General features: G+C 66.1%; 23 protein-coding genes. 10 read left to right on the forward strand and 13 right to left on the reverse strand.

From position 1 onward, the window contains the following. On the reverse strand, nucleotides 1–532 hold a 532-nt coding region (locus G6032_RS00210), incomplete at its 3' end, for an amino acid permease (RefSeq protein ID WP_165280115.1). 90 nt (nucleotides 533–622) lie between these two features. Here G6032_RS00210 and G6032_RS00215 point away from each other — a divergent pair. After that, nucleotides 623–1,270 carry a cation transporter gene (locus tag G6032_RS00215; RefSeq protein WP_165280116.1) on the forward strand — a complete coding sequence of 216 codons (648 nt, stop codon included), beginning with the start codon at nucleotides 623–625 and terminating at the stop codon, nucleotides 1,268–1,270. A 94-nt stretch (nucleotides 1,271–1,364) separates the two neighbouring features. On the opposite strand, the gene G6032_RS00220 is transcribed toward G6032_RS00215, so the two are convergent. After that, complete coding sequence (locus G6032_RS00220) at nucleotides 1,365–2,543, reverse strand: META domain-containing protein (RefSeq protein ID WP_165280117.1); 1,179 nt, start codon at nucleotides 2,541–2,543, stop codon at nucleotides 1,365–1,367. Further along, nucleotides 2,543–2,998 carry an META domain-containing protein gene (locus G6032_RS00225; protein ID WP_165280118.1) on the reverse strand — a complete coding sequence of 152 codons (456 nt, stop codon included), beginning with the start codon at nucleotides 2,996–2,998 and terminating at the stop codon, nucleotides 2,543–2,545. Before G6032_RS00225 ends, G6032_RS00220 begins: the two co-directional genes overlap by 1 nt. 299 nt (nucleotides 2,999–3,297) lie before the next feature. On the opposite strand from G6032_RS00225, the gene G6032_RS00230 reads away from it, so the two are divergent. Together G6032_RS00230 and G6032_RS00235 are read left to right on the forward strand one after the other, a co-directional pair. Continuing rightward, complete coding sequence (locus G6032_RS00230; protein ID WP_165280119.1) at nucleotides 3,298–4,140, forward strand: type II CAAX endopeptidase family protein; 843 nt, start codon at nucleotides 3,298–3,300, stop codon at nucleotides 4,138–4,140. Between the two features lie 32 nt (nucleotides 4,141–4,172). After that, on the forward strand, nucleotides 4,173–6,365 hold the full coding sequence (locus tag G6032_RS00235; RefSeq protein WP_165280120.1) for a patatin-like phospholipase family protein: 2,193 nt from the start codon (nucleotides 4,173–4,175) through the stop codon (nucleotides 6,363–6,365). A gap of 218 nt (nucleotides 6,366–6,583) precedes the next feature. On the opposite strand, the gene G6032_RS00240 is transcribed toward G6032_RS00235, so the two are convergent. The 3 genes from G6032_RS00240 to G6032_RS00250 are packed head-to-tail and all read right to left on the reverse strand — an operon-like array spanning nucleotide 6,584 to nucleotide 9,045. Continuing rightward, the gene (locus G6032_RS00240; protein ID WP_165280121.1) at nucleotides 6,584–6,976 is read right to left on the reverse strand and encodes a hypothetical protein; all 393 of its coding nucleotides are present in this window, start codon (nucleotides 6,974–6,976) and stop codon (nucleotides 6,584–6,586) included. Nucleotides 6,977–6,986: 10 nt separating this feature from the next. Further along, on the reverse strand, nucleotides 6,987–7,196 hold the full coding sequence (locus G6032_RS00245) for a DUF3185 family protein (RefSeq protein WP_165280122.1): 210 nt from the start codon (nucleotides 7,194–7,196) through the stop codon (nucleotides 6,987–6,989). A 49-nt stretch (nucleotides 7,197–7,245) separates the two neighbouring features. Next, complete coding sequence (locus tag G6032_RS00250; RefSeq protein WP_165280123.1) at nucleotides 7,246–9,045, reverse strand: sodium:proton antiporter; 1,800 nt, start codon at nucleotides 9,043–9,045, stop codon at nucleotides 7,246–7,248. A gap of 168 nt (nucleotides 9,046–9,213) precedes the next feature. Here G6032_RS00250 and G6032_RS00255 point away from each other — a divergent pair, with 168 nt between their 5' ends. Beyond that, entirely contained in the window at nucleotides 9,214–10,122 is a 909-nt protein-coding gene (locus G6032_RS00255) for a radical SAM protein (RefSeq protein WP_165280124.1), read from the forward strand. A 135-nt stretch (nucleotides 10,123–10,257) separates the two neighbouring features. Beyond that, the gene (locus G6032_RS00260; protein WP_165280125.1) at nucleotides 10,258–13,281 is read left to right on the forward strand and encodes a hypothetical protein; all 3,024 of its coding nucleotides are present in this window, start codon (nucleotides 10,258–10,260) and stop codon (nucleotides 13,279–13,281) included. Here G6032_RS00260 and G6032_RS00265 read toward each other — a convergent pair. Further along, nucleotides 13,254–13,871, reverse strand: a complete 618-nt coding sequence (locus tag G6032_RS00265; protein ID WP_165280126.1) for a class I SAM-dependent methyltransferase — start codon at nucleotides 13,869–13,871, stop codon at nucleotides 13,254–13,256. The two genes, G6032_RS00260 and G6032_RS00265, sit on opposite strands and share 28 nt — an antisense overlap. A gap of 92 nt (nucleotides 13,872–13,963) precedes the next feature. Here G6032_RS00265 and G6032_RS00270 point away from each other — a divergent pair, with 92 nt between their 5' ends. Then, on the forward strand, nucleotides 13,964–14,773 hold the full coding sequence (locus G6032_RS00270) for a DUF3667 domain-containing protein (protein ID WP_165280127.1): 810 nt from the start codon (nucleotides 13,964–13,966) through the stop codon (nucleotides 14,771–14,773). Nucleotides 14,774–14,858: 85 nt separating this feature from the next. After that, nucleotides 14,859–16,226 carry a membrane-bound lytic murein transglycosylase MltF gene (mltF, locus tag G6032_RS00275; protein ID WP_165280128.1) on the forward strand — a complete coding sequence of 456 codons (1,368 nt, stop codon included), beginning with the start codon at nucleotides 14,859–14,861 and terminating at the stop codon, nucleotides 16,224–16,226. Here mltF and tadA read toward each other — a convergent pair. The 4 genes from tadA to G6032_RS00295 all read right to left on the reverse strand — a co-directional run bounded on the left by tadA (nucleotide 16,223) and on the right by G6032_RS00295 (nucleotide 20,702). After that, complete coding sequence (tadA, locus tag G6032_RS00280) at nucleotides 16,223–16,711, reverse strand: tRNA adenosine(34) deaminase TadA (RefSeq protein WP_165280329.1); 489 nt, start codon at nucleotides 16,709–16,711, stop codon at nucleotides 16,223–16,225. The genes mltF and tadA overlap by 4 nt on opposite strands. Beyond that, nucleotides 16,692–17,138, reverse strand: a complete 447-nt coding sequence (locus tag G6032_RS00285; RefSeq protein WP_165280129.1) for a hypothetical protein — start codon at nucleotides 17,136–17,138, stop codon at nucleotides 16,692–16,694. The genes tadA and G6032_RS00285 overlap by 20 nt, the downstream gene beginning before the upstream one ends. A 146-nt stretch (nucleotides 17,139–17,284) precedes the next feature. Next, complete coding sequence (locus G6032_RS00290; protein ID WP_165280130.1) at nucleotides 17,285–18,577, reverse strand: hypothetical protein; 1,293 nt, start codon at nucleotides 18,575–18,577, stop codon at nucleotides 17,285–17,287. A gap of 130 nt (nucleotides 18,578–18,707) precedes the next feature. Then, nucleotides 18,708–20,702, reverse strand: coding sequence for a tetratricopeptide repeat protein (locus G6032_RS00295; protein WP_165280131.1), 1,995 nt, complete (start codon nucleotides 20,700–20,702; stop codon nucleotides 18,708–18,710). 259 nt (nucleotides 20,703–20,961) lie between these two features. On the opposite strand from G6032_RS00295, the gene G6032_RS00300 reads away from it, so the two are divergent. The 3 genes from G6032_RS00300 (at nucleotide 20,962) to G6032_RS00310 (ending at nucleotide 22,385) form a co-directional block, all read left to right on the forward strand. After that, on the forward strand, nucleotides 20,962–21,255 hold the full coding sequence (locus G6032_RS00300) for a hypothetical protein (RefSeq protein WP_165280132.1): 294 nt from the start codon (nucleotides 20,962–20,964) through the stop codon (nucleotides 21,253–21,255). A 61-nt stretch (nucleotides 21,256–21,316) separates the two neighbouring features. Continuing rightward, nucleotides 21,317–21,787 carry a hypothetical protein gene (locus G6032_RS00305; protein ID WP_165280133.1) on the forward strand — a complete coding sequence of 157 codons (471 nt, stop codon included), beginning with the start codon at nucleotides 21,317–21,319 and terminating at the stop codon, nucleotides 21,785–21,787. A gap of 19 nt (nucleotides 21,788–21,806) precedes the next feature. Then, nucleotides 21,807–22,385: a hypothetical protein gene (locus G6032_RS00310; protein ID WP_165280134.1), complete on the forward strand. Its 579-nt coding sequence runs from the start codon at nucleotides 21,807–21,809 to the stop codon at nucleotides 22,383–22,385. Between the two features lie 298 nt (nucleotides 22,386–22,683). Here G6032_RS00310 and guaA read toward each other — a convergent pair whose 3' ends face one another. Together guaA and guaB are read right to left on the reverse strand one after the other, a co-directional pair. Then, entirely contained in the window at nucleotides 22,684–24,261 is a 1,578-nt protein-coding gene (guaA, locus tag G6032_RS00315; RefSeq protein ID WP_165280135.1) for a glutamine-hydrolyzing GMP synthase, read from the reverse strand. A 13-nt stretch (nucleotides 24,262–24,274) separates the two neighbouring features. After that, nucleotides 24,275–25,741, reverse strand: coding sequence for an IMP dehydrogenase (gene guaB / locus G6032_RS00320; protein WP_165280136.1), 1,467 nt, complete (start codon nucleotides 25,739–25,741; stop codon nucleotides 24,275–24,277). Nucleotides 25,742–25,774: the final 33 nt, after the last annotated feature.

Here is a 25,774-nt window from a genome sequence, read left to right on the forward strand (position 1 = left end):
CCGCGGCCAGCGCGCCCCGCAACGCCCACAGCACGGCAAGCAGGGCGGCGATGCCGATGAGCGTGGTCGCCGTCATGAGCCAGGTGCTTTCTTTCATGCCGGCGACGGCGACGCCGCCCAGGACGATGACGAGCACCACGGTGGCCATCCAGTCCGGCACGGCAGCGAAGCTGTTGAGATAGGCGACGAACCCCGTGACGATGGTGGCCGCCGACACCGTGTTCGCGACGATCAGCATCCATCCGGCCCCGGAACCGAGCCAACGGACATGGAAGGCCCGCTCGAGATAGTCGATCGGCCCGCCGGCCGTCGGAATGCGCGCGCCCATCTCCGCGAAGGACAGGGCCGAGGTGATGGCCACGACGCCGGCGAGCACGTAGGCCAGCGGCGCGAGGCGGCCCGCCTCCCCCACGACCTCGCCCACGACCACGAAGATCCCGGCGCCGAGGATCGTCCCGGAACCGTAGAAAACGAGTTGCCAGAGCCCGACGGACCGATCGAGCGGGGATTCTTGTTTCGCTGTTCGGGTCATGTATGTTTGGGAATATTCCCGGTCGAGTCTCAAGCTAAACCGTAGCTCATCGCGCCGCCGGGACACGCCCGATTCGAAGGTGACTGGACGATGGCCGACGACTGCTGCTCGAAACCGCTGCGGACCGAAGCGCTGGAAGCCGGCCAGCGCCGGGTGCTGATCTGGGTGCTCCTGATCAACGCCGCGACCTTCGTGATGATGGTCACGGGCTCGGTGCTCAGCGGCTCCTCCTCGCTGTTGTCCGGCACACTGGACAACCTGGGCGACGCGCTCACCTACGCCATCAGCCTCGCCGTGGTGGGCGCCAGCCCCGCAGCGCGGGCCCGCGTCGCCCTGTTCAAGGGCCTGCTCATTTCCGCCGCCGCGATCGCCGTCGCCGCTCACATCATCTGGCGTCTCCAGCATCCCGGTGCACCCATCGTCGAGACCATGGGGACGTTCGCCGTGCTGAACCTGGCTGCGAATTCGATCTGCCTGCTGCTGCTGTCCCGACATCGCGACGACGACGTCAACATGGCATCGGTATGGGAGTGCTCGCGTAACGATGTCGTCGAGGGCTTCGCAGTGATCGGCGCGGCCCTCGCTGTCTGGATCTTCGATTCGGGCTGGCCGGACATCCTGGTTGCGATCCTGCTCCTGGCGGTGTTCTCACGCTCGGCCGCGCGCGTCCTGCGCAGGGGCTGGCAGGAACTCCAGGCCACCAGGGCAAAGCCGACGGACGGGTTTGGCGGCTCTTGAGCGCCGTGCGGTCGTTCGGGGCGATGGCATAGCGTGGGGATGGCCGCGAGCGACGCATCGGCTCACGGCGCCAGGGTCTCAGCGTGTCGAAGTCTCACAAATAGACGGCCACCAGCAAGGCGATGTCGTCCCCGGCTTCGTTCCTGAGGCCGAGAACATTACCGGTGACATGCCAGCCCCGGGTGTTCTCCAGCACGCTGCGCAATTGCTGTTCCATCTCCGCCAGCGGCGGGGGGCAGGCCATGAGCGTCGTGGCGGCGCCGGCAAAGCGCAGCGATGCGCCCTCCATCTCAAGCTTGCCCACGAACTGGTTGCAGCCGACGGTCGCCGCGAAGCTCCGCTCGCCGTCCACCTCGCGCAGGATGATGTGCGGCTCGCGGCGCCCGCCCACCACCTCCACCCGGGCACCCCGCATGCGCTCGATCCGCCAGTAGGTGTTGGTCAGGGAGGCCGTCGCCCTGGAGGGGCCGCAGGACGCCTCTGGCCGGACGGCGATGAAGCGGTCGACCACCAGTGTCGGCTGCAGCCGACCGCCCTCCATGCCGGGCCACTGTTTCAGCACGCCTTCGAAGTGGACCATGAGCTTGCCGCCGGGTTCGCTGACGGTGGCCAGGTATTCCCGCTGCAACTGCAGGGCCTGCTCCCCGGGTGCGATCGGGTAGCTGCGCCCGGTCAGGCAGTCGGTGAAACGGGCGGAATCCGCCATGTAGGTCATCTGGCCGAGGAAGAACGACGGAATATCCGCCATCTCCAGCGTCCCGTCGCTGCTCAGCTCGTAGGGCAGCTCCGAGACGATGGGCTCGCCCGCGAGATCGAGCTGCCGCAACCGCTCAGGTCCGAGAACCTGGAACTGCAGCGGCATCTCCGCGCCGCCGTGCAGCACCAGGGCGCGGCGCGAGGGATCGACCCGCCAGCGCCCCATGTCACCGCGCACCATGTCCTTGCCGAGCCATTCACGGCGCAGGTGGAACACCTGGTCGGGCCACAGGTCGAGATGATGGCGCACCCCTGCGCAATCCGCGCAGGGCAGGTCGCCGCGGAAGGTCGCCGGCAGGCGCAGGCCGTGAGCCGGCACGGGGTCGTCGACACGCGTCGTGCTCATGCCGGCTGCCGCTGCATCCGCCCGCGCGACGACCGGCGACGGCGCCGCATTCGCGTCGCTCTCCCCCACACCCCGTTGCAGGCTGTTACAGCCGACCAGCAGCGCGGCCAGGACCACGGCGCAGGCCTTGCCGGCCGGCGCCGCGAGCCGGGATAGACTGCCGGCATGCATCACTCAGACGCCTCGGGCGGGAACAACCGCAGCTCCGCGGACTCGCTCTTGAACATCAGCACCCGGCCCACGCCCATCTCCACCTTGACCACCTCGGCGCCTTCGTCCAGCACGGTCCTGATCTCGTTGCTCGCCGCTGTTGCGACATCGTTGGGACAAGCCATCCGGGTCTCGGCCAGCCTGGCCTTCAGCTTGCCGTCCTCGAAACTGTAACGGCCCCGGAAGGTATTGCACCCATTGTGGCCGCTGAGCGTGCTGTTGCCAGAGTCGATGGTGATGGTCGGCACGACCGATTTGTCCTTGATTTCCTCGCCCGCGATGAAGGCGACGGTCCAGGTGCCGTCGAGGCCCTTCATGGCTGCGCCTTCATCGATCCGGGTGAACGGGTTGCAACCGGAGAGCAACAGCGCGCCTCCCAGCAAAACAGCCGTCGCCATACTTGTGCGAAACTTCATCCACGTTTTCCCCACGGGTGAGCCTCGGCGGACACCCGCCGGATAACAAACCGGTGAAAGCGTAGTGCCCCGGTTATCAGTAAATCAAATTTTTTTCGATTAACCTGTTTGCGTTGCCGACAACCCAGGGGCCGAGCCATCAACTGCTCATCGTCCATTGTCTTCGCCTGCTTGCTTGCTGAGTTTGCGAGCGGCGCAGTCAACGTGCTGCTCACCCGTCGGCCGAAAAAGCTCGGCGAGCGGTATCACTTCGAGCCGTTGTTGCGGGACGATGCGATCCACGCCAGGGATACAGTCACTTGACGGCCCGAACCCCGAACCGCACGCACGGTGCACCGCAGGCAGCGAAGGACATCGCCACACGCGCGGTGATCCCGTTCGTCTTGCTCACCTTCGGAATCACCTGGGGCCTCATGGCGCTCATGATCTTCGAAAGCGACCTGATGGAGTCGCTGTTCGGGGAGTTCGGCGTCACTCACCCGATCTACATACTGGCTGTCTGGTCTCCTGCCGTGGTTGCCTTCACCCTGGTCCTGCGGCATGCCGGAATCGGCGGCCTGCGGCGTTTTCTGGGTCGCCTGTCGCTGCGCGGCGTCGCGCCGGCATGGTGGGCGCTCGCGTTCCTCGCCCTGCCGCTGGTGAAGATACTCAGCGCGATACTCAACGGCACGCCGTTCAACGAGTTGCTCGTGCTGCAACCGTTTGCCGAGGTGCTCCTGGTCACCGCGTTCATGCTGGTGCTGGGGCCGGTCGAGGAATTCGGCTGGCGTGGCCTCATGCTGCCCTTGCTGCAGCGCGTCCTCGCACCGGTATGGGCCGGGCTCATCGTGGGTTTCGCCTGGGCGATCTGGCATATCCCGGCGTTCTTCCTCGGCGGCACGCCGCACACCGCATGGGCCCTCGCGCCGTTCGTCATCGGCGTCACCGCAGTGGGCGTCGTGATGGCGGTCGTGTACAACCGGACTGGCGGCAATCTCCTGCTGCCCATCGTGATTCACTGGCAGCTCAACGTGGCGTTCTGGCCGGAAGCGCAGCCCTGGGAAAACTACCTCAACGTTGCGCTCGCCGTGGCGCTGGTCTGGATGTACCGTGACACCATGTTCGGCAGGCTGCGGGCGGAAACGACGGTGGTGCCGCCGTGATCGGCAAGCGGCCGTGCGTAGACGCCTGCGAGATGCGGCATAAACGCGCCCTGCTCTTTTTCGCCGTCCTGGCCATATTCGTAGCCCATGAAGTCGGCGCGCGGCCGACCGTCGGCCTGGTGCTTAGCGGGGGCGGTGCGCGAGGCGGTGCGCATGTCGGCGTCATTCGCGTGCTGGAAGACCTGAAGGTGCCAGTGGATTACATCGCCGGCACCAGCATGGGCGCCGTGGTGGGCGGGCTCTATGCCGCAGGGTTGAGCGCCGACGAGCTCGAAGAGGTCGTCAGGACAGCGGACTGGAACGTGCTTCTGAGAGACCGTCCGCCCCGCTCGCAACGGTCTTTCCGCCGCAAGTCCGACGATCTCAGCTTCCTGGTGGACTTCGACCTCGGCATCGACCGCAGCGGGTTGCTGCTCCCGGGGGGGTTGGTACAGGGCCAGAACCTGGACCTGGCGCTCCGCCGGCTGACGCTTCCTGTCGCGACAGTGGAAGACTTCGACGCGCTTCCCATCCCGTTTCGTTCCGTAGCGACCGATATCGGCAGCGGAGAAATGGTGGTGTTCGACTCCGGGGATTTGGTCGTCGCCATGCATGCCAGCATGGCGGTGCCGGGAATCTTCAAGCCGGAACGGGTCGATGGGCGGCTGCTGGCCGACGGCGGCATATCCAGCAACCTGCCGATCGAGATCATGCGCGACATGGGCGCCGACATCATCATCGCCGTAGACCTTGGCTTTCCTCTACAACCGAAGGAAAAGCTGGGTTCCGCTCTGGCCATCACCAGCCAGATGCTCACGATACTCATCAACAACCAGGCCGAGGAGCAGCTCCGATTCCTGGGGGAGGATGACGTCCATATCAAGCCGGACCTCGGCGCACTCGGCAGCCAGGAATTTCATCGACTCGCCGAAGCCATGGAAGCGGGTCGGATTGCGGCGGAGGGACACGCCGAGTCGCTTGCTCGATTTTCTGTCCCGGAAAAGGCATATCACGCGTACCGGTCAGAAATCGCCGGGCGCCGCGGCGCGCCGCCGACGGTAGATGCCGTCCGGGTCGTCAACCAGTCGGGGCTGTCGCCAAAGGCGATCGAAGCAAGGCTGACAAGGCTTGCAGGCGAACCGCTGGAGGTCGACGAGCTCGAGCGGAACATCCGCGACATCTACTCGCTCGATGCTTTCGAGACCGTCACCTATGACGTCATTGCAGAAAGCGGCCGCACCGCGCTGGAGATCGAGAGCACCGCCAAGAGCTGGGGGCCCAACTACCTGCGTTTCGGCATCAACCTGGAAGACGATTTCGACGGCGACAGCAACTACAACGTCGCCACGCGGCTCACGATGACCGAAATCAATTCACTGGGCGGCGAGTTCCGGGCGGAACTCCAGGTCGGCGAGTCACCGCGCCTCTTCACCGAGATATTCCAGCCGCTCGATTACGGCACGCGCTGGTTCCTGAACCCGAAATTCGAAGTACGTCGTACGAACGAAGGGTTCTTCGACGACGGTATTCAGCTGGCGCAACTGCGGTCTCGCCAGACGAGTATCTCGCTGGAAGGCGGACGACAACTCGGCAACTGGGGAGAGTTGCGCCTCGGCGTGCTGCGCCTGTGGAGCGACGAGTCACTGCGGATCGGTGATCCGGGCATAGCGACCGGAGAGGGCAACCTCGGCGCGTTACTCGCCCAGATCGCATACGACACCATTGACCAGGTGGACATTCCACTGCACGGCACACTGATGGCGCTGGCCTGGAACGGTTCACGCCCCAGCCTCGGCTCAGACGGAGACTTCGACCTGGCCAGCGCCTTCCTGCTGAAGCCCGTCACCTGGGGCCGGCACACGTTCCTCAGCTGGTGGAACTTCGACAGTACGGTCCGCGATCGGACGCCCGGTGTCGAGCCGTTCATCCTCGGCGGTCCGTTCAACCTTTCCGGCTATGCGAGCGGCGAGCTCCGTGGCAGGCATCGTGGGATCGGGCGATTGCTCTACTACGGCAGGCTCGGACAGGAGCCACTGGCCACATTAAGCAATCCGGTTTATCTCGGCTTTTCGCTCGAGGCCGGCAATGTCTGGCAGAGCCGTGACGAAATCACCTTTCGCAACACGCTGACGGCAGGGAGCCTGTTCGTGGTGTTCGACACCTTGCTGGGACCGTTGTACCTCGGTTATGGCCTCGGCGAGGACGACCGCAGGTCCGCTTTCCTGTACCTCGGGCAGACCTTCTGACGACCGGCCCGGCGATGTTCATGGGCGCACCCCGATAGCAATATCCGCGAGGGCCGCCTCCAGCGCCGGCACGAGGTCCGTGCTGCCGTCCACGACTCCCACGTCGCTGTTGACCTGAAACGCCACGGTCATGCCATGAGCGGCGTGAACGCCATGCACGCCGCAGCCACCACTGGACTTGTTCGCATGGCACGCACCTCCTCATGCGCCCGCGAAGGTCATTCCACGTGCGGTCGTTGATCGTCCCGACGACGTGCGCCTTTCCCGACTTGTTCGACAAACGACTGCACGCGATCCCTCGCTTCCTCCCGCCGATCGGGGTCGCGCATCAGTCTCTCGACTTCCTCGAGCAACGAGTCGATGCCCTGTGGCGGAGCCTCCGGCCCAAGCCGGTCGGCAGCACCGAACAGGTTGATCCACTTCTCCGTTCTGCGCCCGAAGGACACGACGCCGTAGAACCGCTTGCCGCCGTCATCGCCCGGCACCAGCAGATCGACCAACGCAGCCATGATCGAAACCGGGCTGAGCAACAAGTCCCGCAGCCCGTCGATCAGCAGCTTGGCCTGGAACACCACGACATCACGAAACACGCGGAATCGCGGCTTGCTCACTGCGGGTTACTCAGCGCCTGGCGCCGAAAACCACCAGGAGCAAACCGACGACGGCCGACACCGCGCCGCCGATCAGGTACCTGCGCGTGCCCTCGGTATAACTGCCGGCGATCGCTTCGCTGGCCTGCTCGGTCAGGCTCTCCGTCGCCGTCCAGCCCATGTACAGCATGATCGCGCCCGCGACGATCAGCGCGATTCCCAGGATTCTCGTCCAGTGCATGCTCAGTTCCTCTTGCAGCGTTCAGCTTTCAGCGTAGCAGCAACCACGGTCATCCACCCGGCGATCGCCCGGCCGGCGCGAAATAAAGCAGTGTCCATCCCGGAGCAGGGGCGAAAGGCTGGTTTTCAACCCAGAGCGCGAATTTGCCCTGCGCGGACAATCCCGCAAGCAGCAACCATTCCTCGCCCCGCTCGCCGAGGTGCTCACCGAGTTGCTGCAGCCCGAAATCATCGTCCAGGCGCGTAGCCTGCACCGTCCAGCCCTGGTCCAGCCGTTTCACGAGGCTGTCGTAATCGGCATCGCTGCCGAATGCCGTATAGCCGCGATGCTGGAGTGTCATACGCTCTTCTTTTTCGCGCGCTTCCCGGTTGGTCGCGAGTTGCAGGCTGCGATGGCGGCCGAAGCTGCCGCCGCGCGCCTTGCAGACCAGCGCGTTGTAGAAATCATTGTCGGTGGCCGCGAGAAGAAAACTCAGGTGCTGCACGTCCAGTCGCTGCTCCGCATCCTCGGAAAGGATCTCGCCATCGTAGGTCTGGATCCCGTCATCGCGGAAGGGCGCAAGGCGCCGTCGCGAGGCATCCGCCACCAGCACATCCACACGAAGTTCCTGCAGCGCCGCCGCGAGCGCGTGCGTCCAGCGGTTCGCGCCGACGATCAACGCGCCGTTGGCACGCCGCGCGGCGAGGTCCAGGCGGCGCGTGATCACGCCGATGCTCAAACCATGCGCCAGCGCCGTGACGATGATGAGCAGGAAGACGATCGGCAGCAGGCGTTCCGCGTCCGGATAGCCTCTGGCCACCAGGCCGGGGCCGAAGATACTCGCGGCCGCGGCCGCGACGATGCCCCGCGGCGCGATCCACGCGAGCAGCAGCTTGTCTTCCTTGCGCATGGGCGCGCCGATGGTGGCCAACCCGATAGTCGCAGGCCGCACGACGAAAAGCATGGCCGCCACGAACACCACCAGGTGCCAGTCCAGCAGGCCGAAGTGCTGCAGCTCGAGCTGCGAGGGAATGACGATGAACAACATCGAGAGCAGGATCACCGACAGGTTTTCCTTGAAATGCTGCAGCACCTCCCGCTCGACCAGGTGCATGTTGCCGATCACCAGCCCCATCACCGTGACGCTCAGCAAGCCCGACTCATGCTGCACGAGGTTGCTGAGCCAGTACACCACGAGCACGAGCACCATAAGGATCGGCGGCTTCAAGTGCTCCGGCACCCATCCGCGGCGGAACACCCAGCCAGTCAGCCATCCCCCGAGACCACCCAGCGACGCCGCCGCCGCGAGGGCCATGCCGAGACTGAGCAGCGTGGTAGAGAAATCCTCCCCGGCGACGGTGAAGTACTGGAAGGTCAACACGGCCAGGAGGACACCGACCGGGTCATTCGCGATTCCCTCCCATTTCAACAGCGCCGCCGACTCCTTGTTCAGCCGGGCCTGCTGCACGAGCGGGCCGATGACCGTGGGGCCGGTCACGACGAGGATCGCGCCGAGCACCGTGGCGACCGGCCAGCTCAGGCCGGCGAGATAATGGGCGGCGAGCGTGCCGAACAGCCAGGCCAGCGGGGGCCCCAGGATCGTCAGGCGGCCGATGCCGTGCCCGACCCGGCGCAACTCCCCCAGCTTCAGCTCCATCGATCCCTCGAACAGGATGATGGCGACCCCGAGCCCGATGAGTTCCGTCAACTGCTCCGGCGGCAGGCCGATCTCGATCACTCCGGTCACCGGACCGAGCAGGATGCCCGCCGCGATCAGGACGACGATGGTGGGGAACTTGATCCGCCAGGCGAGCCACTGGCTGGCCAGTCCCGCGGCGAGAATCACCAACAGCAGTGTGGCGCCGTGCATGAAGCACTCTTTAGTTGGCTTGCCTGCATTTACTATAGACAGGAAGCCGAAAGTCGATTCCGCAGCGCCTTCGGCCGGTGACGGAATCACGTTCCGGCGCGCTGTAATACGAACGCAGTCCCGGCAACGCTAAAATGCAACTTGCCGAGCAAAAGAGACGAGCCGCGCATGCCGTTGATCGAGACCGCACCCATCCGTTACGTCGAACCGGTGTTCCGCCCACCCAGCGAAGCGCGTTCGCTCGTCCTGCCGGTCACCGACGGCTGTTCGTGGAACAAGTGCAGCTTCTGCGAGATGTACACGGCGCCGCAGAAGAAATTCCGCGCGCGTGACGAAGCGGAAGTCATCGATTCGATCCGCCGCACCGCGGCGACCGCCGGAGCCGATCGCGTCCGCCGCGTGTTTCTCGCCGACGGCGATGCACTGGTGCTGCCTACCCGGCGGCTGCTGGTGATACTGGAGGCGATTGCGCAGCACCTGCCCGGTGTGGAACGGGTCTCCAGCTATTGCCTGCCGCGCAACCTGCGTCGCAAGTCGGTGGCGGAGCTCACCGAATTGCGGGCGGCCGGGCTGAAGCTGGCGTATGTCGGTGCCGAATCCGGCGACGACACGGTGCTGGCACGCGTCGGCAAGGGCGAGACCTTCGACTCGACGCGCGTGGCGCTGGACAAGCTCGCCGAGGCGGGCATCGGGCGTTCGGTCATGATTCTCAACGGCCTGGGCGGCGCAGTGTATTCCGCGCAGCACGCCGACGAATCAGCCCGGTTGATGAACCTCTGCCAGCCCGAATATGTCGCCACCCTGGTGGTCAGCTTCCCGCTCGGCGAGGCCCGGTTTCGCGCCGGCTTTCCCGAATGGGAACCCCTCGACCCGCCTGGGCTGTTTCGCGAAATGGAGCGCTTTCTTGCGGCACTGGAACTCGAGGACACGATGTTCCGCTCGGATCACGCCTCGAACTGGCTGGTGCTCAAGGGCGTACTCGGCGCAGACAAGGATCGGCTGCTCGCCGAACTGCGCTCTGCCATTGCGCACCCGGAGCGTGCCCCGCTGCGGCCCGCCTGGGCGCGCGGCCTCTGAAGGAGTCCAGAGATGAAATCGATTCCTGCACGACGTCGGAAGTGCCGGCGCCGGACTACGCTGAGCGCCTCGGCCGCCCTCGGATTGGCGGCGATACTCACAGGCTGTAGCCAGCCTGGACACGAAACCGCTGCATTGGTTGAGCCCACCCAACGGGCGCAAGAAACCGGGATTACGGAGTCGGCGACGCCGGCGGATCCGGCCGAACGGACAGCACGCCAGTCCGCCTACCGGGTGCGCAGCGACTTCGACGCCGGGTTGAATGCCGACCACGGCTGGGCGGGCGGAATCAACGAAGTGGCACGGGTGCTGGCGGACCAGCCCTTCCGGCTGCGCCTCGAACTCGAACACCCGGATGCGGCGGACACTGCGGGGCCCTACCGACTCGAATGGCGGCGCAACGACGGCGCCTGGGAAGCGATGCTGGCGGAGAATTTCCCGCAACCGGCGAAGGTGAACGTGCTGGACTTCGAGACGCCGCCGGGGGACCCCGCAGGCGCGTCCTGGGGCTGGCGCCAGGGCGACGAGTCGGCGCTGCACCGGCAGGAGACGGCCGACGGCGGCCACCTGCGATTCGAGCCAGGCACCGACGCGATCCTGGCCCTTGGCCTGCATGACGTGCACTGGGAGCCGGTCGAGGTCGCTGCAATATTGCGTCTGCCCGCCGGCGCGTCCACGGCGGGCCTGGTATTCGACTACCGGGACGCGCTGAATCATTACCGCGTGGACCTGGAGGGGGGCCACGGCCTGCACCTGGTGCAATTGCGGGACGGTGAGGAAGTGCGCCTGGCGACCCATCGCTACGACGTGCAGACCGGACAGTGGGCGGAACTGAAGGTGGTCCTCGAGGACTCGGAAATCACCGTGGAATACGACGACGAGGCGCTGGTGTTCACCCAACGACCGCCAGGACCGATCGATGCGCTCAACAGCGGCGTCTTCGTGCCCGGGGGCAGCGCACTCGAACTGCGCTCGCTGACCGTCGAGGGCCTTCCCCGGTCTCCCCGGGCGAGCATCATGGCTGCGGGGGCGTTCAGCCACGGAGCGGACACCGCCGACCTGATCGCGGGATCCGGTCGACCGTTTGCCGGGGGCGCCGGCGTCAGTTTCGCCCGCCAGGCCCCGGCGCGCGCGTTGCCGGCGCAGAGCGGTTCGTCCCGCCACACCGAGTGGGAATTCCCGCTGGTCATTCGCCACTTCGCCGATGGCGCCGCGCGCAACGCGACCGGAGACCGCTTCGAGTTCCGGGTGCTGGACGCTCGGGAGCAGCCCGTTCCCGCCGTCGCCACGGCTGCCGTCACGCTCGAGGTGCCGGCCGGACACCTCGGCGGCACGTTCGTGGAAACGCCCGCCCGCATCGGCCCGTGGGAAACCGCCGGCGGCGACTACTACTTCCTCATGGAGCCGGCGGAAACCGACAACATGCTGATGGCCGTCAAGTCATCCGATGGCGGCATGAGCTGGCAGGAGATGGATGGCGAGCATCGCCCGGCCAGCGGCGATCTCGAAGGCTTCGCCTCGGTGCTCGACGGCGACCGTATCCACATGCTGCACCAGACGTCGGATGACGTCTTCTATCATGTGTTTCTCACTGCGGATCACCCCGAAAGGCCGGATCGCTGGGCGATCCGCGACGAGCGCCTGGCCTCCCCCCCGGAGCCACCGACCCAGGTGGCGGATCTCGCCGTGCGCTCCGACGGCAGCGTCGTGGGCGTCTACGGGGGGCCGGAGAAAATCCGCTACCGCGTGCGTTCGGCCCAGGGCAACTGGGGCCCGGAGACGGTGATCGACGCCGGGGTCGAGCCGAAGCTGTCGGGACCCATGCTGGTGCGTGACCCCGGGGACGTCATCCACCTCGCCTACACCGGCGACGACGGCACCGCGTGGTATCGGCAATTGCGCCCGGACGGCGAACTGACGCCGCGCCGCTTGCTCGCGAACGGACTGGGCACAGGGAGCGAGGACGTCGGCGCGATCCTGCCGCTGGTCTACCTGCCGGATTCGGAGACTCTCAGCGTGATCTATCGCCTTGCAGACGGCCGGCTGTGGGAGCGGCGCATCGGACCGGATGGGGCATTCTCCGAGCCGGTACAGGTCACGCGTCGCGCCGTAGTGCAGAACGCCGTGGACTCGGACCAGGTCGGCGCGGACGCCGTCGGCCACGCTGACAGCGTGCATGTGCTGTTCATCGAAGCCGGGACCGGCCAGCTGTTCCATACGTCGCGGGCGGCCGGCGAGGCGTGGACGGAGCCGACCCTGCAGGTGGACGACGCCCGGGTCCAGTGGGTGCGCGGGGCCATCCTGCAGAAGCGGCACAGCCGGCCCGTCTACGGCTACGTGTACGACGCGGGCTCCGACGGCGGCTCCGGCATGAATCGCTTCGGCACGCTGCCGCTTTGCAACCAGGCGGACACGGCGCTGCGCTTCGAGTGGTCGGACGAATTCTCCCCGGCGGAACAGGAAAAACTGAAGCGATGGGTGGAGGACACCCGGGCCGGCGTCGAGCGACTGGTCGGCCCCTTCCCTTTCGATGTGCACGTGACCTTCCATCGGCGCAACGACGCGCGCGAACCCGTGCCGTGGGCCAACACGCAGCGTGGCCGCATCCAGGGCGTGCACTTCCACGTGGATCCGGCTTATTCCGCGGAAGCGTTGCGCGCGGACTGGACAGCGTCGCATGAACTCAGCCACCTCGCCTTGCCCTACCTGGGCTCCCGTCACGCCTGGTTCGCGGAAGGTTTCGCCAGCTATATGCAATACCAGGTGATGCAGGCCATGGGAGAGCTTTCACCCGAGGAAGTCGCGCGGCGTTACGAGTGGAAGCTGGCGCGCGCGGAACGGCGCTACCGCTACCCGGAGCGGCCCTTCGCCGCCGCCGCCCCGCGCCTGCGTGCCGAAGGTAACTATCCCACCATGTACTGGGGCGGCGCCGTCTATTTCCTGCAGGTCGACGCCGCCTTGCGCGAGACATCGGGACGGGCATTCACGGATGTGCTGCGCGACTACGTGAGCTGTTGCAGGCACCGCAACCACGGCCTCGATGACTTGCTGCTGGAGCTGGACAGACTCTCCGGCTCCAACCTGTTCAGCACCCGTTACCGCGACTTCGAGACGCGCAAGGGCTTCCCCGACTATCGCGGCACCGCGTTGCCCCAATAGTTGAAACAGGCTGGGCGCCAGCCGGGGATGTAGCCCGTTTCGAGTCGGCCTGGCTTGAAGCCGCCCGCTTCGAGCATGTCCGGAATCACGCGATCCAGATTGCAGCCGCCGCCGAGGCGCGACCACACGGGATTGATCAACGCCTGCTGGCGACGGACCCAGCGATCAGGCGCGGCGCCGTGCTCGCAGAAAATCAATTCGCCACCCGGCCGGAGCACGCGCCTGGCCTGCTCCAGCACCTCGGTCGGATCGGGTACCGTGCACAGCGTGTAAGTCGTCAGCACCGTATCGACGCTGTTGTCTTCGAGCGGCAACTCGTGTCCCGGCAGCGGGATGAATTCGACGTCCAGCGCCAGGCCCTCGGCCACTTCCCGCGCCCGGTCCACCATCTCGGGCGATGGCTCCAGCCCCCAGACGCGGCGCACCCTGGCCGGGTCGTAAAACGGCAGGTTGAGCCCGGAGCCGATGCCAATCTCCAGCACGTCGCCGCGGGCCCGCGGCACGACCTTCGACCGCTGGCGCATCGCCGGCCGGGTGCTGCAGGCGAGGTGCACGATGCGCGGCAGGACATGTCGGTCATAGAAGCTCATCGTTTAGCCTATAGCGGTTCCGGGCAGTAGGATACGCGAAGTGGGGTGCATCCCTCGGTGCCTGGTGTATGGATCAAGGTGACACGCTGCAAATGACCGACAGCTGCCCGAATTGCGACGCGATCCTGCAGGGGCGCTATTGCCATGCCTGCGGCCAGCGCCGGATCGAGCCGGAAGAACGCCGGCTCAGCTGGTTCTTCAGCCAGCTGGTGGAAGCGTTCACCATGGCCGATCGACGCTTTCTCGGCAGCATCGCGCGGCTGATGTTCAAGCCGGGGAGTCTCGACCGCGACTGGCTGGAAGGGCGGCGTAGGCGCAATCTCGCGCCCCTTTCGCTCTTTCTGATCGCCAACCTTGTGTATTTCTTCTATCCGCCGCTGACCGATTTCAACCTGTCGCTGGCGGACCAGGCGGCCCACCAGCCCTACAGCGCCATTGTCGAGCGGCTGGTATCGGCGCGGCTCGAAGCACGCGGCCTCGACTTCGAAGTCTACGCCCTGCAATACCAGGCGAAAGCCAACGACATCGCCAAGCTGCTGGTGATTCTGCATGCGCCTTTGCTCGCCCTCGTCCTGCTGGCCCTGCACGCGCGTCGCTACCCGTATTTCGTCGAACACCTCATGGTGAGCCTGCATTTCTGGGCCTTCACGTTGTTCATGATCATGTTTCTGCCGTGGGTGCTCGCCGTCCTGGTCAGCGTCGCGGGAATGGGGTCGCAAGGCTTCCTGCAACTCGCCTTGCTGGCCGTGGTCGGCTGCTATGCATGGCGGCAGATGACGGTGGCGTATGTACAGCCGGGCTGGCTGGCGCTCGCGAAACTTCCGCTGTTCCTGCTCGGCCTCGTGCTTGCGCACTTCACCTACCGCGCCGCGCAATTCCTGCTGGCTTTCCTCCTGAGCTGAGCATGATCGCGATGCACAGTGACCCTTCCCGGCGTAGTGACTATGATCGCGCCATGAAAGTGGAATCGCCGCAGCCGAGGTCGCGTTGAGGATTTTCGCCGTCCTCGTCGTCGCGTTGCTGCTCGGCACGTGCAGCCCGCACCTCACCTTGCTTGAGCAGGTCGAGCGTGAAGGCGCTCTGACGGTCGTCACGCGGAACGCACCGACGAGTTACTACATCGGGCCGGAGGGTCCGGTCGGACCGGAGTATGAACTGGCCCGGGGCTTCGCCGATTTTCTTGGCGTGCGCCTGCGCGTCTCGATCCGGGACCAACCCGCGGAACTGCTGGACGAAGTAGCGCGTGGGCGCGCTCACGTGGCTGCCGCGGGACTGATGGTCACGCCGTCGCGACGGGAGGTGTTCGAATTCGGTCCGCCCTACAGCGAGGTCACGCATCAACTGATTTACCGCCTCGACACCCGCAAACCGCGCCGCCTCGACCACACCTACGGCCGGCGGCTCGAAGTCGTGGCGAACAGCAGCTTTGTCGATACCCTGGAGACGTTGCGGCGAGAGGCACCCGGCCTGACCTGGGTGGAAAACCCTGCCAGCGACCTGCAAAGCCTTCTCGCGCGCGTATCGACCGGAGAGATCGATTTCACGGTGGCGGATTCCGCGGCCGTGAGAATCAATCGCTATTTCCATCCCGATATCCGCGTGGCCTTCGACGTCAGCGAACCGCAACCGGTGGCGTGGGCCTTTCGTGGCGGCGACGACACCCTGCTGGGCGCGGCGCAGGCTTATTTCGCGGAGGTCTTCGCCAACGGCCGGCTCGACGAGATCAAGGATCGCTACTTCGGCCACACCGAGCGTTTCGACTACGTGGGCACCCGCACTTTTCTCAGGCACATCGAGACGCGACTGCCGCGCTACCGTGAATGGTTCGAGGATGCGGCAGCGGACCAGGACATGGACTGGCGGTTACTGGCGGCGCTCAGTTACCAGGAATCGCACTGGAACCCGCTGGCGGTTTCACCCACCGGCGTGCGTGGGTTGATGATGTTGACGCAGCGCACCGCCGAGGCCGTGGGCGTCACCGACCGCGAGGATCCCGAACAGAGCATCCGTGGCGGCGCGCGATACCTCAAGCGGGTATTCGGCAAGATCCCGGACCGCATCCCGGAGCCCGACCGCACCTGGATGGCGCTGGCCGCCTACAACGTGGGATTCGGTCACCTTGAGGATGCCCGCCGGATCACCCAGGGACAGGGCGGCGACCCGGATCGCTGGCAGGATGTGCGCGAGCGCCTTCCGTTGCTGGCGCAGGAGAACTGGTATCGGCAGACCCGCTTCGGCTACGCGCGCGGCTGGGAGCCGGTGCGTTTCGTGGACAATATCCGCCGCTACTACGAAGTGATGGCCTGGATCACGGCAGACAGCTACGACCCGGCGATCGTCACGGCAGGCAACTAGCCTGGCGCCGGTCGCGCCCGGCGCGCGCGGAAGAAATCGCGCAATACCGCGCCACAAGCGTCGTCCAACACGCCGCCCGTCACCTCGACCCGGTGGTTCAGCTGAGACGTCCGCAGCAGGTCGAAGACGCTGCCGGCCGCACCCGTTTTCGGGTCCGCCGCACCGTAGACCAGGCGTGCGATCCGCGCGTGGACCATGGCGCCGGCACACATCGCGCAGGGCTCGAGCGTGACGTACAGCGTGGCGCCCGGAAGACGGTAATTCCCGAGCGCCTGGCCGCCCGCCCGCAGCACCAGCAGCTCGGCATGCGCGGTGGGATCACTAAGGGCGATGCAACGATTCCAGTCCGCAGCGACGACGCGGTCGTCCGCCACCAGCACGGCACCCACCGGCACTTCACCTTCCGCTTCGGCGCGTGCTGCGTGCTCCAGCGCCTGGCGCATGTAGCGTTCGTCGGCGGCGGCGTCAGTACCGGCAGAGGACATCGCCGGGCGTCGCTTCACAATCCACCAGCCTGAGCTCGCCCTGTTCGTCTTTCAACGAAGCGAATCGCCATGGACTCGCCCCCGTCATGGTACGCACGGCCTGCTTTGCCTCGGCGAGGCTTTGCGCATTCGTGATGCCCGCGGAAGGAATCCGGCTGCCTTCCGCGTAGAAGAAAGCCACGGTCGTGTGGCCCGGCGTATGAGTGAGCTGTCCGGCATATTCGCGCACGTCCTGCTCGGCCGCAGGGGCCTGGTAGGCCACCGTGAACAGCCTGTCCATGCCTTCATCGCGAAAGTACCCGACATGCCAGAAATCCGTGGCGCTGGCGGTTTCCTCCCCGAGCATCGATTTGCCGAGCCAGCCGAGGGCGATCGTCGCGGCCACCACGGCCAGGAAACCGATTGTGTAGGATTGCTTCTTGGACATTCCGGAAAACATGCTCACCGCTTCCTCTGTTTATCAGCCGGGCCGATCCAAGAATAATCCAAATTGTCTGCCTGGCGTCACTTTCCTTGGTCCGATCACTCCCGTTCTACGAAGCGCTTCACGCCGAAAGCGCGGCCGGCGGGAACTCACAGGTCCGTCGCGGCTTTCGGCTGCGGCACACGTTGCTCGCCGGCCAGGCGCAGCGCGTGCTGGAACTGTTGGTTGCCGTGGTACAGGTCCCGCTGATGCATCACCACCATGTTGAATTCACCGGCCACCAGCGAGTTACCCGGCAGCGGCACGATCTCGGCACGGATGGTCAGGCCGCACCCTGAGTTCCAGCTCTGCGCGGCGGTGAACGCCGGCTTGGGCCCGTTGATGCACTGCTCGAATTGCATGGCCGCGTTGTTGAACTGGCTGGCAGGTACCGGCATGGCATGTCCCTTGACATCGAAGACCCACACGAGGTTTGTGCTGCCGGCGCGGAGGTTGTTCAGCCGCAGGTGATTGCCCTCGGCCTGGATCTGCGGGACGCCGTACTTTTGGCTGAGCGCGGTGGTGAGCGCCTGGATCGACTGGCCGTCGGCTTCGGAGAAGCGGCTGCGGCGCCACACGGCGCGCACGACCTCCTCGCCCGGCATGCCTGTCAAGCCGGCGACATACTCTGTCCGCAGTTTGCGCATCGGGCCAAGCCCGTAGGCGCCCTGCTCACAGGCCGGCGCCTCGAAATCCTGGCAAGGCACGCCGTCCGTGCCGCGCAGCATGCCTCGCGTGGCGAGGCCGAAGTTCTCTCGCGACGTCCAGAGCGGCGCCGTGTCCACCACCCGCACGTCGCTGCGGCACTCGAGGATCGCGACGGCCTCGTCGAAGCTCATGCCGGGCGACACGCCGACGATATCGCCAGGGACGGCCGACTTGTCCGCCTTGGCTGTGACCCCGTCACACTCGCTGCGCAGTGAGCCGAGCGGTGGGGTTGCCGCCAGGCTGGTCTCCTCGTCCTTCACGAAATGCAGAGCGGGCTCGCCAGGCTCCCGCGGCTCGAGCACGAGCCCACGCTTGTCGATCCTGGCGGTCAGCGACTGGGCGGCTCGGTCTCGCTTTCCAAGGTAATCGATACGCAAGGCATCACCCTCCTGAGACCAGGTGCCGGTCGCGCCGCTGGCGCCGCTGCCCTCCGCAAACACGAGGACCGCATCGCCCCCGTGGTGCAGCACCAGCCGCCAGTCGATCTGTTCGACCATCGCTTGCGCCATGCGCGATTGCATATCCGCTTCAGGGCCGCCCCGGCTTTTCTGCAGGCCGGCCAGCGTGGCCTCGCGATCGAAGCGCCACACCCCCGAGAGGTCCGCGGACGCGCTTGGCCCACAGGCCGTCTGCGCGGCCATCACCGCCATCACCAGCGTCGCTGCAAGCCATCGATTTACGTGTTGCGAGTACATGAATCATCCCCCCACCGGTGCCCGGCCCCTTGCCAGGCAGGAATCGCAACCATGCGGCGGAGAGCTGCGCACTGCATCGACAGTTAACGCCGGAAAGCGGCATTTAAGGCAAGAAAAGCGACAGGCGACGCTAATGACGGAGCGAGTCCAGGCCCGGCGTGTGGGCGTAGCCACGGCAGCGGCTGGTAGCCTGTTCGAAAGCACGCATGGCAAGCTCCGGGCGCTCGTAGCGGACCCAGGCGGTGGCGACGCGCACGGCGGTACCGGGATCGAGCGAATGCTCGAGCGCCTCGAGCAGGTCCGCCTTGACGCGCGTCTCGATGTCGGCCGGCAGGCCGTCCGGCATGAGATCCGCGAGCCGACTGTAGTAATAGGCGCGCGATGCGCGATCCGCCGGGGTCTCGATACCCTGCAGCACGTCCCGTTCCGCGATCTCCACGGCGCGCAGGAATGCCGGACCGGCCTCCTCCTGCCGCCCGGAGCGAAGGTAGGCATCGCCCAGGTTGCCCCACATTTCGTGAATCTCCGGCTGCCCGCCCGAGCTCAGGCGCTCAATCGCCTGTTCGCGCAGCTGCGTGGCTCTCGGGTAATCGCCCAGCAGGTAATACAGCATGCCGAGAAATTCGTCGCCGACGTAGGATTGCGGCGCGACGGCCTTCGCGCGCTCGTACGCACCACGCGCGTCCTCGAGCTGCTCTGCGCAGAAATAGAACGTACCAAGGTTGGCCAGCACGTATTCATTCTCGTCGCGCGCAAGCGCTTCCTCGGCCGCGGCGATCGCCCCCGGCAGGTCGCCCGCGAAATACGCGAGACTCGCAAGCCAGAACGGCGGCTTCCAGAAACCCGGTTCAACTTCCGTCGCTTCGAGAGCAGCGGCGCGCGCTGCCTCGAGAAGCTCGCTGTCTCCTTCGCTGCGGTACGCTTGCAGCAAGGTCAGCGCGAGCCCCACCAGCGCCGCACTGTCGCCCGGGCGCTCCTCCAGAAGTGCACGGAGATGCTGCGCGGATTCCTCCACTCGCCCGGTCACACGCAGGAAATGCGCATGCGCGACCCGCGTCGCCGCCGCGCCCGGCCCGAGCTGGAGTGCCCGTCCGCATGCGAGCGACGCATCATTGAGCGCACGCTGCGCATCCTCCATCCAGTACTCCTCGAGCAACGCCTCGCAGAGCCCCGCATGCGCCTCCGCGTAGTTCGCGTCGAGCCGCAGCGCCGCCTCGAAGCGCGCCTGGGCACGGCGGATATTGAGCTCGCTCGAGGGGCCGTCGAGATGCATGCGCCCCTCCAGGTAATAGTTCTGCACGGGCGCCAGGGGATAATGCACCGGCCAGTCCTCGGCGGCGACCGGCGCGCCGAGGGCATGCTCGATCGCCCGCACGGCGCTCGCCGCGACCGCGTCGAGCCAACCCTGCAGCCCCGCGGCCGGCACCGTTTCCGCCCACACCTGCTGGCGCGCGCCGTCACGATAGAGATAGACCCGCACCCCCGCGAACCGCCCGAGCGTGCGGATTTCACCCTCGACCACCGCGTCACTGCGCAGCAATGCCGCGACCTCATCGGAGTCCATGCCATGAATCAGCAGGTCGGCGGTCGGCGCGGCGAGCCTGAACTTCTGCTCGAGCTTTTGCCGCAGCGCAGCCGCGAGCAGGCCATCCGGATCGTCCGGCGATGGCAGCACCACCACCGTGGGCTGCGCCGATGGCAGGAGCCTGCCCGGCAACGCAGCAATGCCCGCCGCCCGATCCCCGCTCCCGAGTCCGGACCACCAGAGCCCCGCGGCCGCCATGACCGCGACGGCGAACGCGGGCGCTAGCCAGCGCCTCCGCGGCCGGGCTACAGGCTGTGCCGCAAGCGGACCGGGCACTGCTTCTACAGCAGCGTCCGCATCTCCGGCTGCCGCGCCGTCCCCCGGAAGCTGGGCGTTCTCATCACTGGTCAGGTAGAGCTGCCAAGCCTCGACGCCGAGCGCCCGGGCCACCCGTTCGATGGTCTGCAGCTCGACGGGCTGCTCGCGAAACACGCGGCTGACGAGGTCCTTGGGCGCCTGCTCCAGGTCCTCGATATCCGCGATCCGCTCGGCGAGTGCAGCCTGGCTGCGGAGGCCGCAGGCCGTAAGCGCGTGGTACAAGCGCGCCCGCGAGGCGCGTACGCCCCGTCTCCGGCTATTTCGAGTACCGGCTGACATCCGTCTCGGTCAGCGCCTGGTTGCGGCCACTGCAAGGACCCGGATGGCCGTTTATATCACAATGCTGCGGCCGCACGGCCGCCCCGCCGCGTGGAGCAACCTGCACTATCTCCCGCTAAATGGCTGTAACCGCCGCTAGCTGTCGATGCACGCCAGCCCGTGCTGGCGCTCAATGGCCACTCGGGCGACGTGGAGCATGGCGATGAAATCCAGGCGCGGGGAAATGTGGTCGTTGCTCGCGTTGCTCGCGCTCGCCGGCTGCAGCCAGGCGGAACTGGTGGGCACCTATGAGGACGAGCTCGGCATCACGCGCTACGAGTTCCAGGGCGAAGGGCGGGTCAACGTCTCGGTGCTCGGCACGACCGTCGTGGCCGAATACCTGCTCGAGAACGACAAGGTGCTGGTGACAGGGCCGCAGGGCACGCTCGTACTCACGAAACGGAACGACGCCCTCCATGGGCCGATGGGGCTCATCCTCACGCGGCGGGACCCATGAAGCTCGCTTCGCACCAGAACCGCAAAAAAATCCGGCATACGCAAACCGACAGGGGACACTCATGAATACGACACTGGGGAAGGACGAGGCCATCATCAAGGAAATCACTTTCAGCCCGAACCTCGTCCTGTTCTGGATCAAGGCGCACTATGTGCTCACGAACAAGCGCCTGACCGGCAAGCATCCGAACACGCTGTTCGGCATCATCCCGCTCGGCAAGGTAAACATCTCCCAGCCGCTGAAGACCATCGCGTCCGTGGCCTGCGTCTCGAAGTTCTGGTTCAAGCGCCTGCTGTTCGGGCTGATTTTTCTTGTCCTCGGACTGATCATGATCACTGCTTCCGACGTGCCGTTCCTCGTCGGGCTGTTCGTCGCGCTCATCGGCCTGGGCAACCTGCTCACCTGCTACACGGCGTATTTCGACGTAACCAATAACGCTGGCCAGAAGCTCGGCTGCGAAGTCATCATCACGGCGCAGGCGGAAGTCGAGGCTTACGCCAATCAAATGAACATGGTCATTTCCGACCTTTGACAGCGCCGGGACCGGGCGGATGGACTATGTGACCGAGTCGCTGGCGATCCTGGGCGCGGGGCTGCTGCTGGGGCTCGTGCTCGCTTGGCTTAACAACCGGCTGCTCATGCCACGAGAAAACGCGGAATCGATGCGTACGCTCGCTTACGTGTTCTTCGTCGTGCTCGGGCTGGCGCTCGCCGGACTCGCCGGCGTCGAACGCGCTTACAAGGGACTGTTCGATGACATGACCGAGAGGATCCGGCCGACGGTGCATGCGGGGATGCACGCGGCCGGCCTCGACCCGGGTCGTGTGCCGGTGGGCGAGGTCGGCCGCATGCTCGAGGTCATGGACCAGGCACTGCACCGGGAGGTCGCGCGCCAGGACGCGGAATGGTTTCTCGAGCTGCTGGAGGGGCACGAATTCGGCGCCTGGCTCGAGAACACGCGCCTGCTCGGGCGTGCCATGCAGAGCGCCGGCACGATCGACGTTGAGCAGGCCTTCCTGACTGCCCGCGACGTGAGCTTCAGCTACTTCTTCCCGTGGGCGCAACGCGCTTTCTGGGCGGTGCTGGCGCTGTTCCCGTTCTTCGCCCTCCTGCTCCGCGCCTCAGCCTGAAAGGTTGCAACCACGCGCGCGCCGCGCGGAGTGACGCCAGCCGCAACACCCAAGGTCCGCAACTGGCGCGCTTTGTTCCCTGACCACCAGCGGAGGTCCCCGCATGACTGGCTACGTATTGGCGGGCGCTGCAGTCGCGCCACTCATGGCTGGCGCTGATCCTGCCCACGCTGCTCTATTGCTACTGGGAGAGCCGTGTTGATCATGTCGCTCAACGCGATCGTCTTTGTCTTCTCATACGATCTGGTCGGTAGGTCCCCAGGATGAACCGCCATCGATGATGACTTGTCGATCCACGTTACTCCCACTCGATCGTGGCCGGCGGCTTCCCCGAGATGTCGTAGGTGACGCGGGAAATCCCGGCGATCTCGTTGATGATGCGCCGTCCCACCAGGTCGAGGAATTCGTATGGCAGGTGCGCCCAGCGCGCCGTCATGAAATCGATGGTCTCGACGGCGCGCAGTGCGATGACGTAGTCGTAGCGCCGACCGTCGCCCATCACGCCGACCGAGCGCACCGGCAGGAACACGGCGAACGCCTGGCTGACCTTCTCGTAGAGATCGTGGTTGCGCAGTTCGCTGATGAAGATGTCGTCCGCCTTGCGCAGCAGCTCGGCGAATTCCTTGCGCACCTCGCCGAGAATCCGCACGCCGAGGCCTGGGCCGGGAAACGGGTGGCGATACACCATGTCCCAGGGCAGGCCGAGTTCCAGGCCGATCTTGCGCACCTCGTCCTTGAACAGCTCGCGCAACGGTTCCACCAGCCGCATGCGCATGCGCGCCGGCAGCCCCCCGACGTTGTGATGTGACTTGATCACGTGCGCCTTGCCGGTGCTCGATCCCGCGGATTCCACCACGTCGGGATAAATCGTGCCCTGCGCCAGCCAGTCGATGTCCCTGAGTTGCTGCGCCTGTTCCTCGAACACCTCGATGAACAGCCCCCCGATGATCTTGCGCTTCTCTTCCGGATCGGAGACGCCCGCGAGGGCGGCAAGGAAACGATCCTCGGCGTCCACGCGGATGACGCGGATCCCCATGTGCCTCGCGAAGGTGGCCATGACCTGGTCGCCCTCGTTGAGGCGCAACAAGCCGTGATCGACGAACACGCAGACCAGCTGGTCGCCGATCGCCCGGTGCAGCAGCGCGGCCACGACCGAGGAATCCACACCCCCGGACAGGCCGAGCAACACCTTGTCGCTGCCGACCTGGGCGCGGATGCGCGCAATGCTGTCGTCGACGATGTTGCCCGGATTCCAGTCGCTGGCGCAGCCGCAGATATCGTGGACGAAGCGCGAAATGATGCGATTGCCCTGGCGGGTGTGCGTGACCTCGGGATGAAACTGCAGCCCGTAGAAACGCCGTCCGTCGTCGGCCATCCCTGCGAGCGGGGCGCTGTCCGTGCCGGCAATTGCGACGAAGCCGGGGGGCAACGCCTCGACCCGGTCGCCGTGGCTCATCCAAACGTCGAGCAGGGGATTGCCGTCCGAATCCTCGTGATCCTCGATGTCGTCCAGCAGGTTGGAGGAGGCAGTGACCCTGACGCGGGCATAGCCGAACTCGCGATGCGCCGAGCCGGCGACCTCGCCGCCGAGCTGGGCCGCCATGGTCTGCATGCCGTAGCAGATTCCCAGCACCGGGACGCCCAGGTCGAACACGGTATCGGCAGCGCGCGGGCCTTCTTCGATGGTCACCGACTCCGGCCCACCGGACAGGATGATCCCCGCAGGTGCGAATGCCCGGATATCCTCGCCGGAACAGTCCCACGCGCGAATCTCGCTGTAGACCCCCGCCTCACGCACGCGGCGCGCGATCAGCTGTGTGTACTGCGAGCCGAAATCGAGGATCAGGATGCGGTGCGCATGGATATCGGTGCTCATTTCGACTGGTCGCTCAATCCACGCGGTAGTTCGGCGCTTCCTTGGTGATCGCCACGTCATGCACATGGCTCTCCCGGACGCCCGCATTGGTGATACGCACGAACTTCGGCTTGGTGCGCATCTCCTCGATGGTGCTGCAACCGGTGTAACCCATCGCCGCGCGCAGGCCGCCGGCCAGCTGGTGGATGATCTGCAGCAGGCTGCCCTTGTAAGGCACGCGGCCCTCGATCCCCTCGGGCACCAGCTTCTCGATCTCGTCGGTGGCGTCCTGGAAGTAACGGTCGCTCGAACCGTTGCGTTGCGACATGGCGGCCAGCGAGCCCATGCCGCGGTAAGTCTTGTAGGAACGGCCCTGGTAGAGCTCGACCTCCCCCGGGGACTCCTCGGTCCCGGCGAACAGCCCGCCGACCATGATGCTGTGGGCGCCGGCGGCGATCGCCTTGGCGAAGTCGCCCGAATAGCGGATGCCGCCATCGGCGATCAAGGGAATGCCCGTGCCTTCGAGTGCCGCGGCGACATTCGCCACCGCCGTGACCTGCGGGACGCCGACGCCCGCGACGACGCGCGTCGTGCAGATGCTGCCGGGACCGATGCCGACCTTCACGCCGTCGGCGCCGGCCTCGACGAGCGCCTTCGCAGCATCGCCGGTGACGATGTTGCCGCCGATCACCTGGATGTCCGGGAAGGCCTGCTTGACGCGACGCACCCGCTGCAGCACGCCTTCGGTGTGACCGTGCGAGGTATCGACCACGATCACGTCGACGCCCGCGGCGGCCAGCGCAGCCACGCGCTCGTCAGTATCCGCGCTGGTGCCGACGGCGGCCGCCACCCTCAGGGCGCCGCGCTCGTCCTTGCAGGCGCGGGGGAAATCGGTCGCCTTCTGGAAATCCTTCGCGGTGATCATGCCCTTCAGGCGGAAGTCCCCGTCGACGATGAGCACTTTCTCGATGCGGTGGCGATGCAACAGCTGGAGCACTTCTTCCTTGGCGGAGCCCTCGCGCACCGTCACGAGGCGCTCGCGGGGCGTCATCACCTCGGAAACCGGCAGGTCGAGTCGCGTCTCGAAGCGCAGGTCCCGGTTGGTGACGATCCCCAGCGTCTGGTCGCCGTCGACGACCGGCACGCCCGAGATGCCCTTGGCGCGGGTCAGCTCCAGGACCTCCCTGATGGTCTTGTCGGGGGTCACCGTGATGGGATCGTTGATGATCCCGCTTTCGTATTTCTTGACGCGCCGCACCTCGCGGGCCTGCGCTTCCGCGGTCATGTTCTTGTGGATCACGCCGATGCCGCCTTCCTGGGCCAGCGCGATGGCGAGGCGCGCCTCGGTGACCGAGTCCATCGCCGCGGAAAGGATCGGCAACTGCATCGTGATTTCCGCGGTGAGACGGGTCCCGAGACTGACGTCGCGCGGCAGGACCGCCGAGTAGGCCGGCTCGAGGAGAACATCGTCGAACGTGAGGGCTTCCTGTACCAGGCGCATTGGGGGTCCCTCTGATAAGGTGAATCAGGTAAA

It is taken from the genome of Wenzhouxiangella sp. XN24, from assembly GCF_011064545.1.
GTDB lineage: Bacteria > Pseudomonadota > Gammaproteobacteria > Steroidobacterales > XN24 > XN24.

Excerpts from the sequence above, each read along its gene's own strand:
- G6032_RS00300 (WP_165280132.1), top strand. The coding sequence starts at position 20,962 with ATGAAATCCAGGCGCGGGGAAATGTGGTCGTTGCTCGCGTTGCTCGCG.
- G6032_RS00250 (WP_165280123.1), bottom strand. The coding sequence starts at position 9,045 with ATGCACGGCGCCACACTGCTGTTGGTGATTCTCGCCGCGGGACTGGCC.
- G6032_RS00225 (WP_165280118.1), bottom strand. The coding sequence starts at position 2,998 with ATGAAGTTTCGCACAAGTATGGCGACGGCTGTTTTGCTGGGAGGCGCG.
- G6032_RS00265 (WP_165280126.1), bottom strand. The coding sequence starts at position 13,871 with ATGAGCTTCTATGACCGACATGTCCTGCCGCGCATCGTGCACCTCGCC.
- G6032_RS00235 (WP_165280120.1), top strand. The coding sequence starts at position 4,173 with ATGCGGCATAAACGCGCCCTGCTCTTTTTCGCCGTCCTGGCCATATTC.
- tadA (WP_165280329.1), bottom strand. The coding sequence starts at position 16,711 with ATGTCCTCTGCCGGTACTGACGCCGCCGCCGACGAACGCTACATGCGC.
- G6032_RS00285 (WP_165280129.1), bottom strand. The coding sequence starts at position 17,138 with ATGTCCAAGAAGCAATCCTACACAATCGGTTTCCTGGCCGTGGTGGCC.
- G6032_RS00255 (WP_165280124.1), top strand. The coding sequence starts at position 9,214 with ATGCCGTTGATCGAGACCGCACCCATCCGTTACGTCGAACCGGTGTTC.
- G6032_RS00310 (WP_165280134.1), top strand. The coding sequence starts at position 21,807 with ATGGACTATGTGACCGAGTCGCTGGCGATCCTGGGCGCGGGGCTGCTG.
- G6032_RS00245 (WP_165280122.1), bottom strand. The coding sequence starts at position 7,196 with ATGCACTGGACGAGAATCCTGGGAATCGCGCTGATCGTCGCGGGCGCG.
- G6032_RS00290 (WP_165280130.1), bottom strand. The coding sequence starts at position 18,577 with ATGTACTCGCAACACGTAAATCGATGGCTTGCAGCGACGCTGGTGATG.
- G6032_RS00270 (WP_165280127.1), top strand. The coding sequence starts at position 13,964 with ATGACCGACAGCTGCCCGAATTGCGACGCGATCCTGCAGGGGCGCTAT.
- G6032_RS00215 (WP_165280116.1), top strand. The coding sequence starts at position 623 with ATGGCCGACGACTGCTGCTCGAAACCGCTGCGGACCGAAGCGCTGGAA.
- guaB (WP_165280136.1), bottom strand. The coding sequence starts at position 25,741 with ATGCGCCTGGTACAGGAAGCCCTCACGTTCGACGATGTTCTCCTCGAG.
- G6032_RS00305 (WP_165280133.1), top strand. The coding sequence starts at position 21,317 with ATGAATACGACACTGGGGAAGGACGAGGCCATCATCAAGGAAATCACT.
- guaA (WP_165280135.1), bottom strand. The coding sequence starts at position 24,261 with ATGAGCACCGATATCCATGCGCACCGCATCCTGATCCTCGATTTCGGC.
- G6032_RS00220 (WP_165280117.1), bottom strand. The coding sequence starts at position 2,543 with ATGCATGCCGGCAGTCTATCCCGGCTCGCGGCGCCGGCCGGCAAGGCC.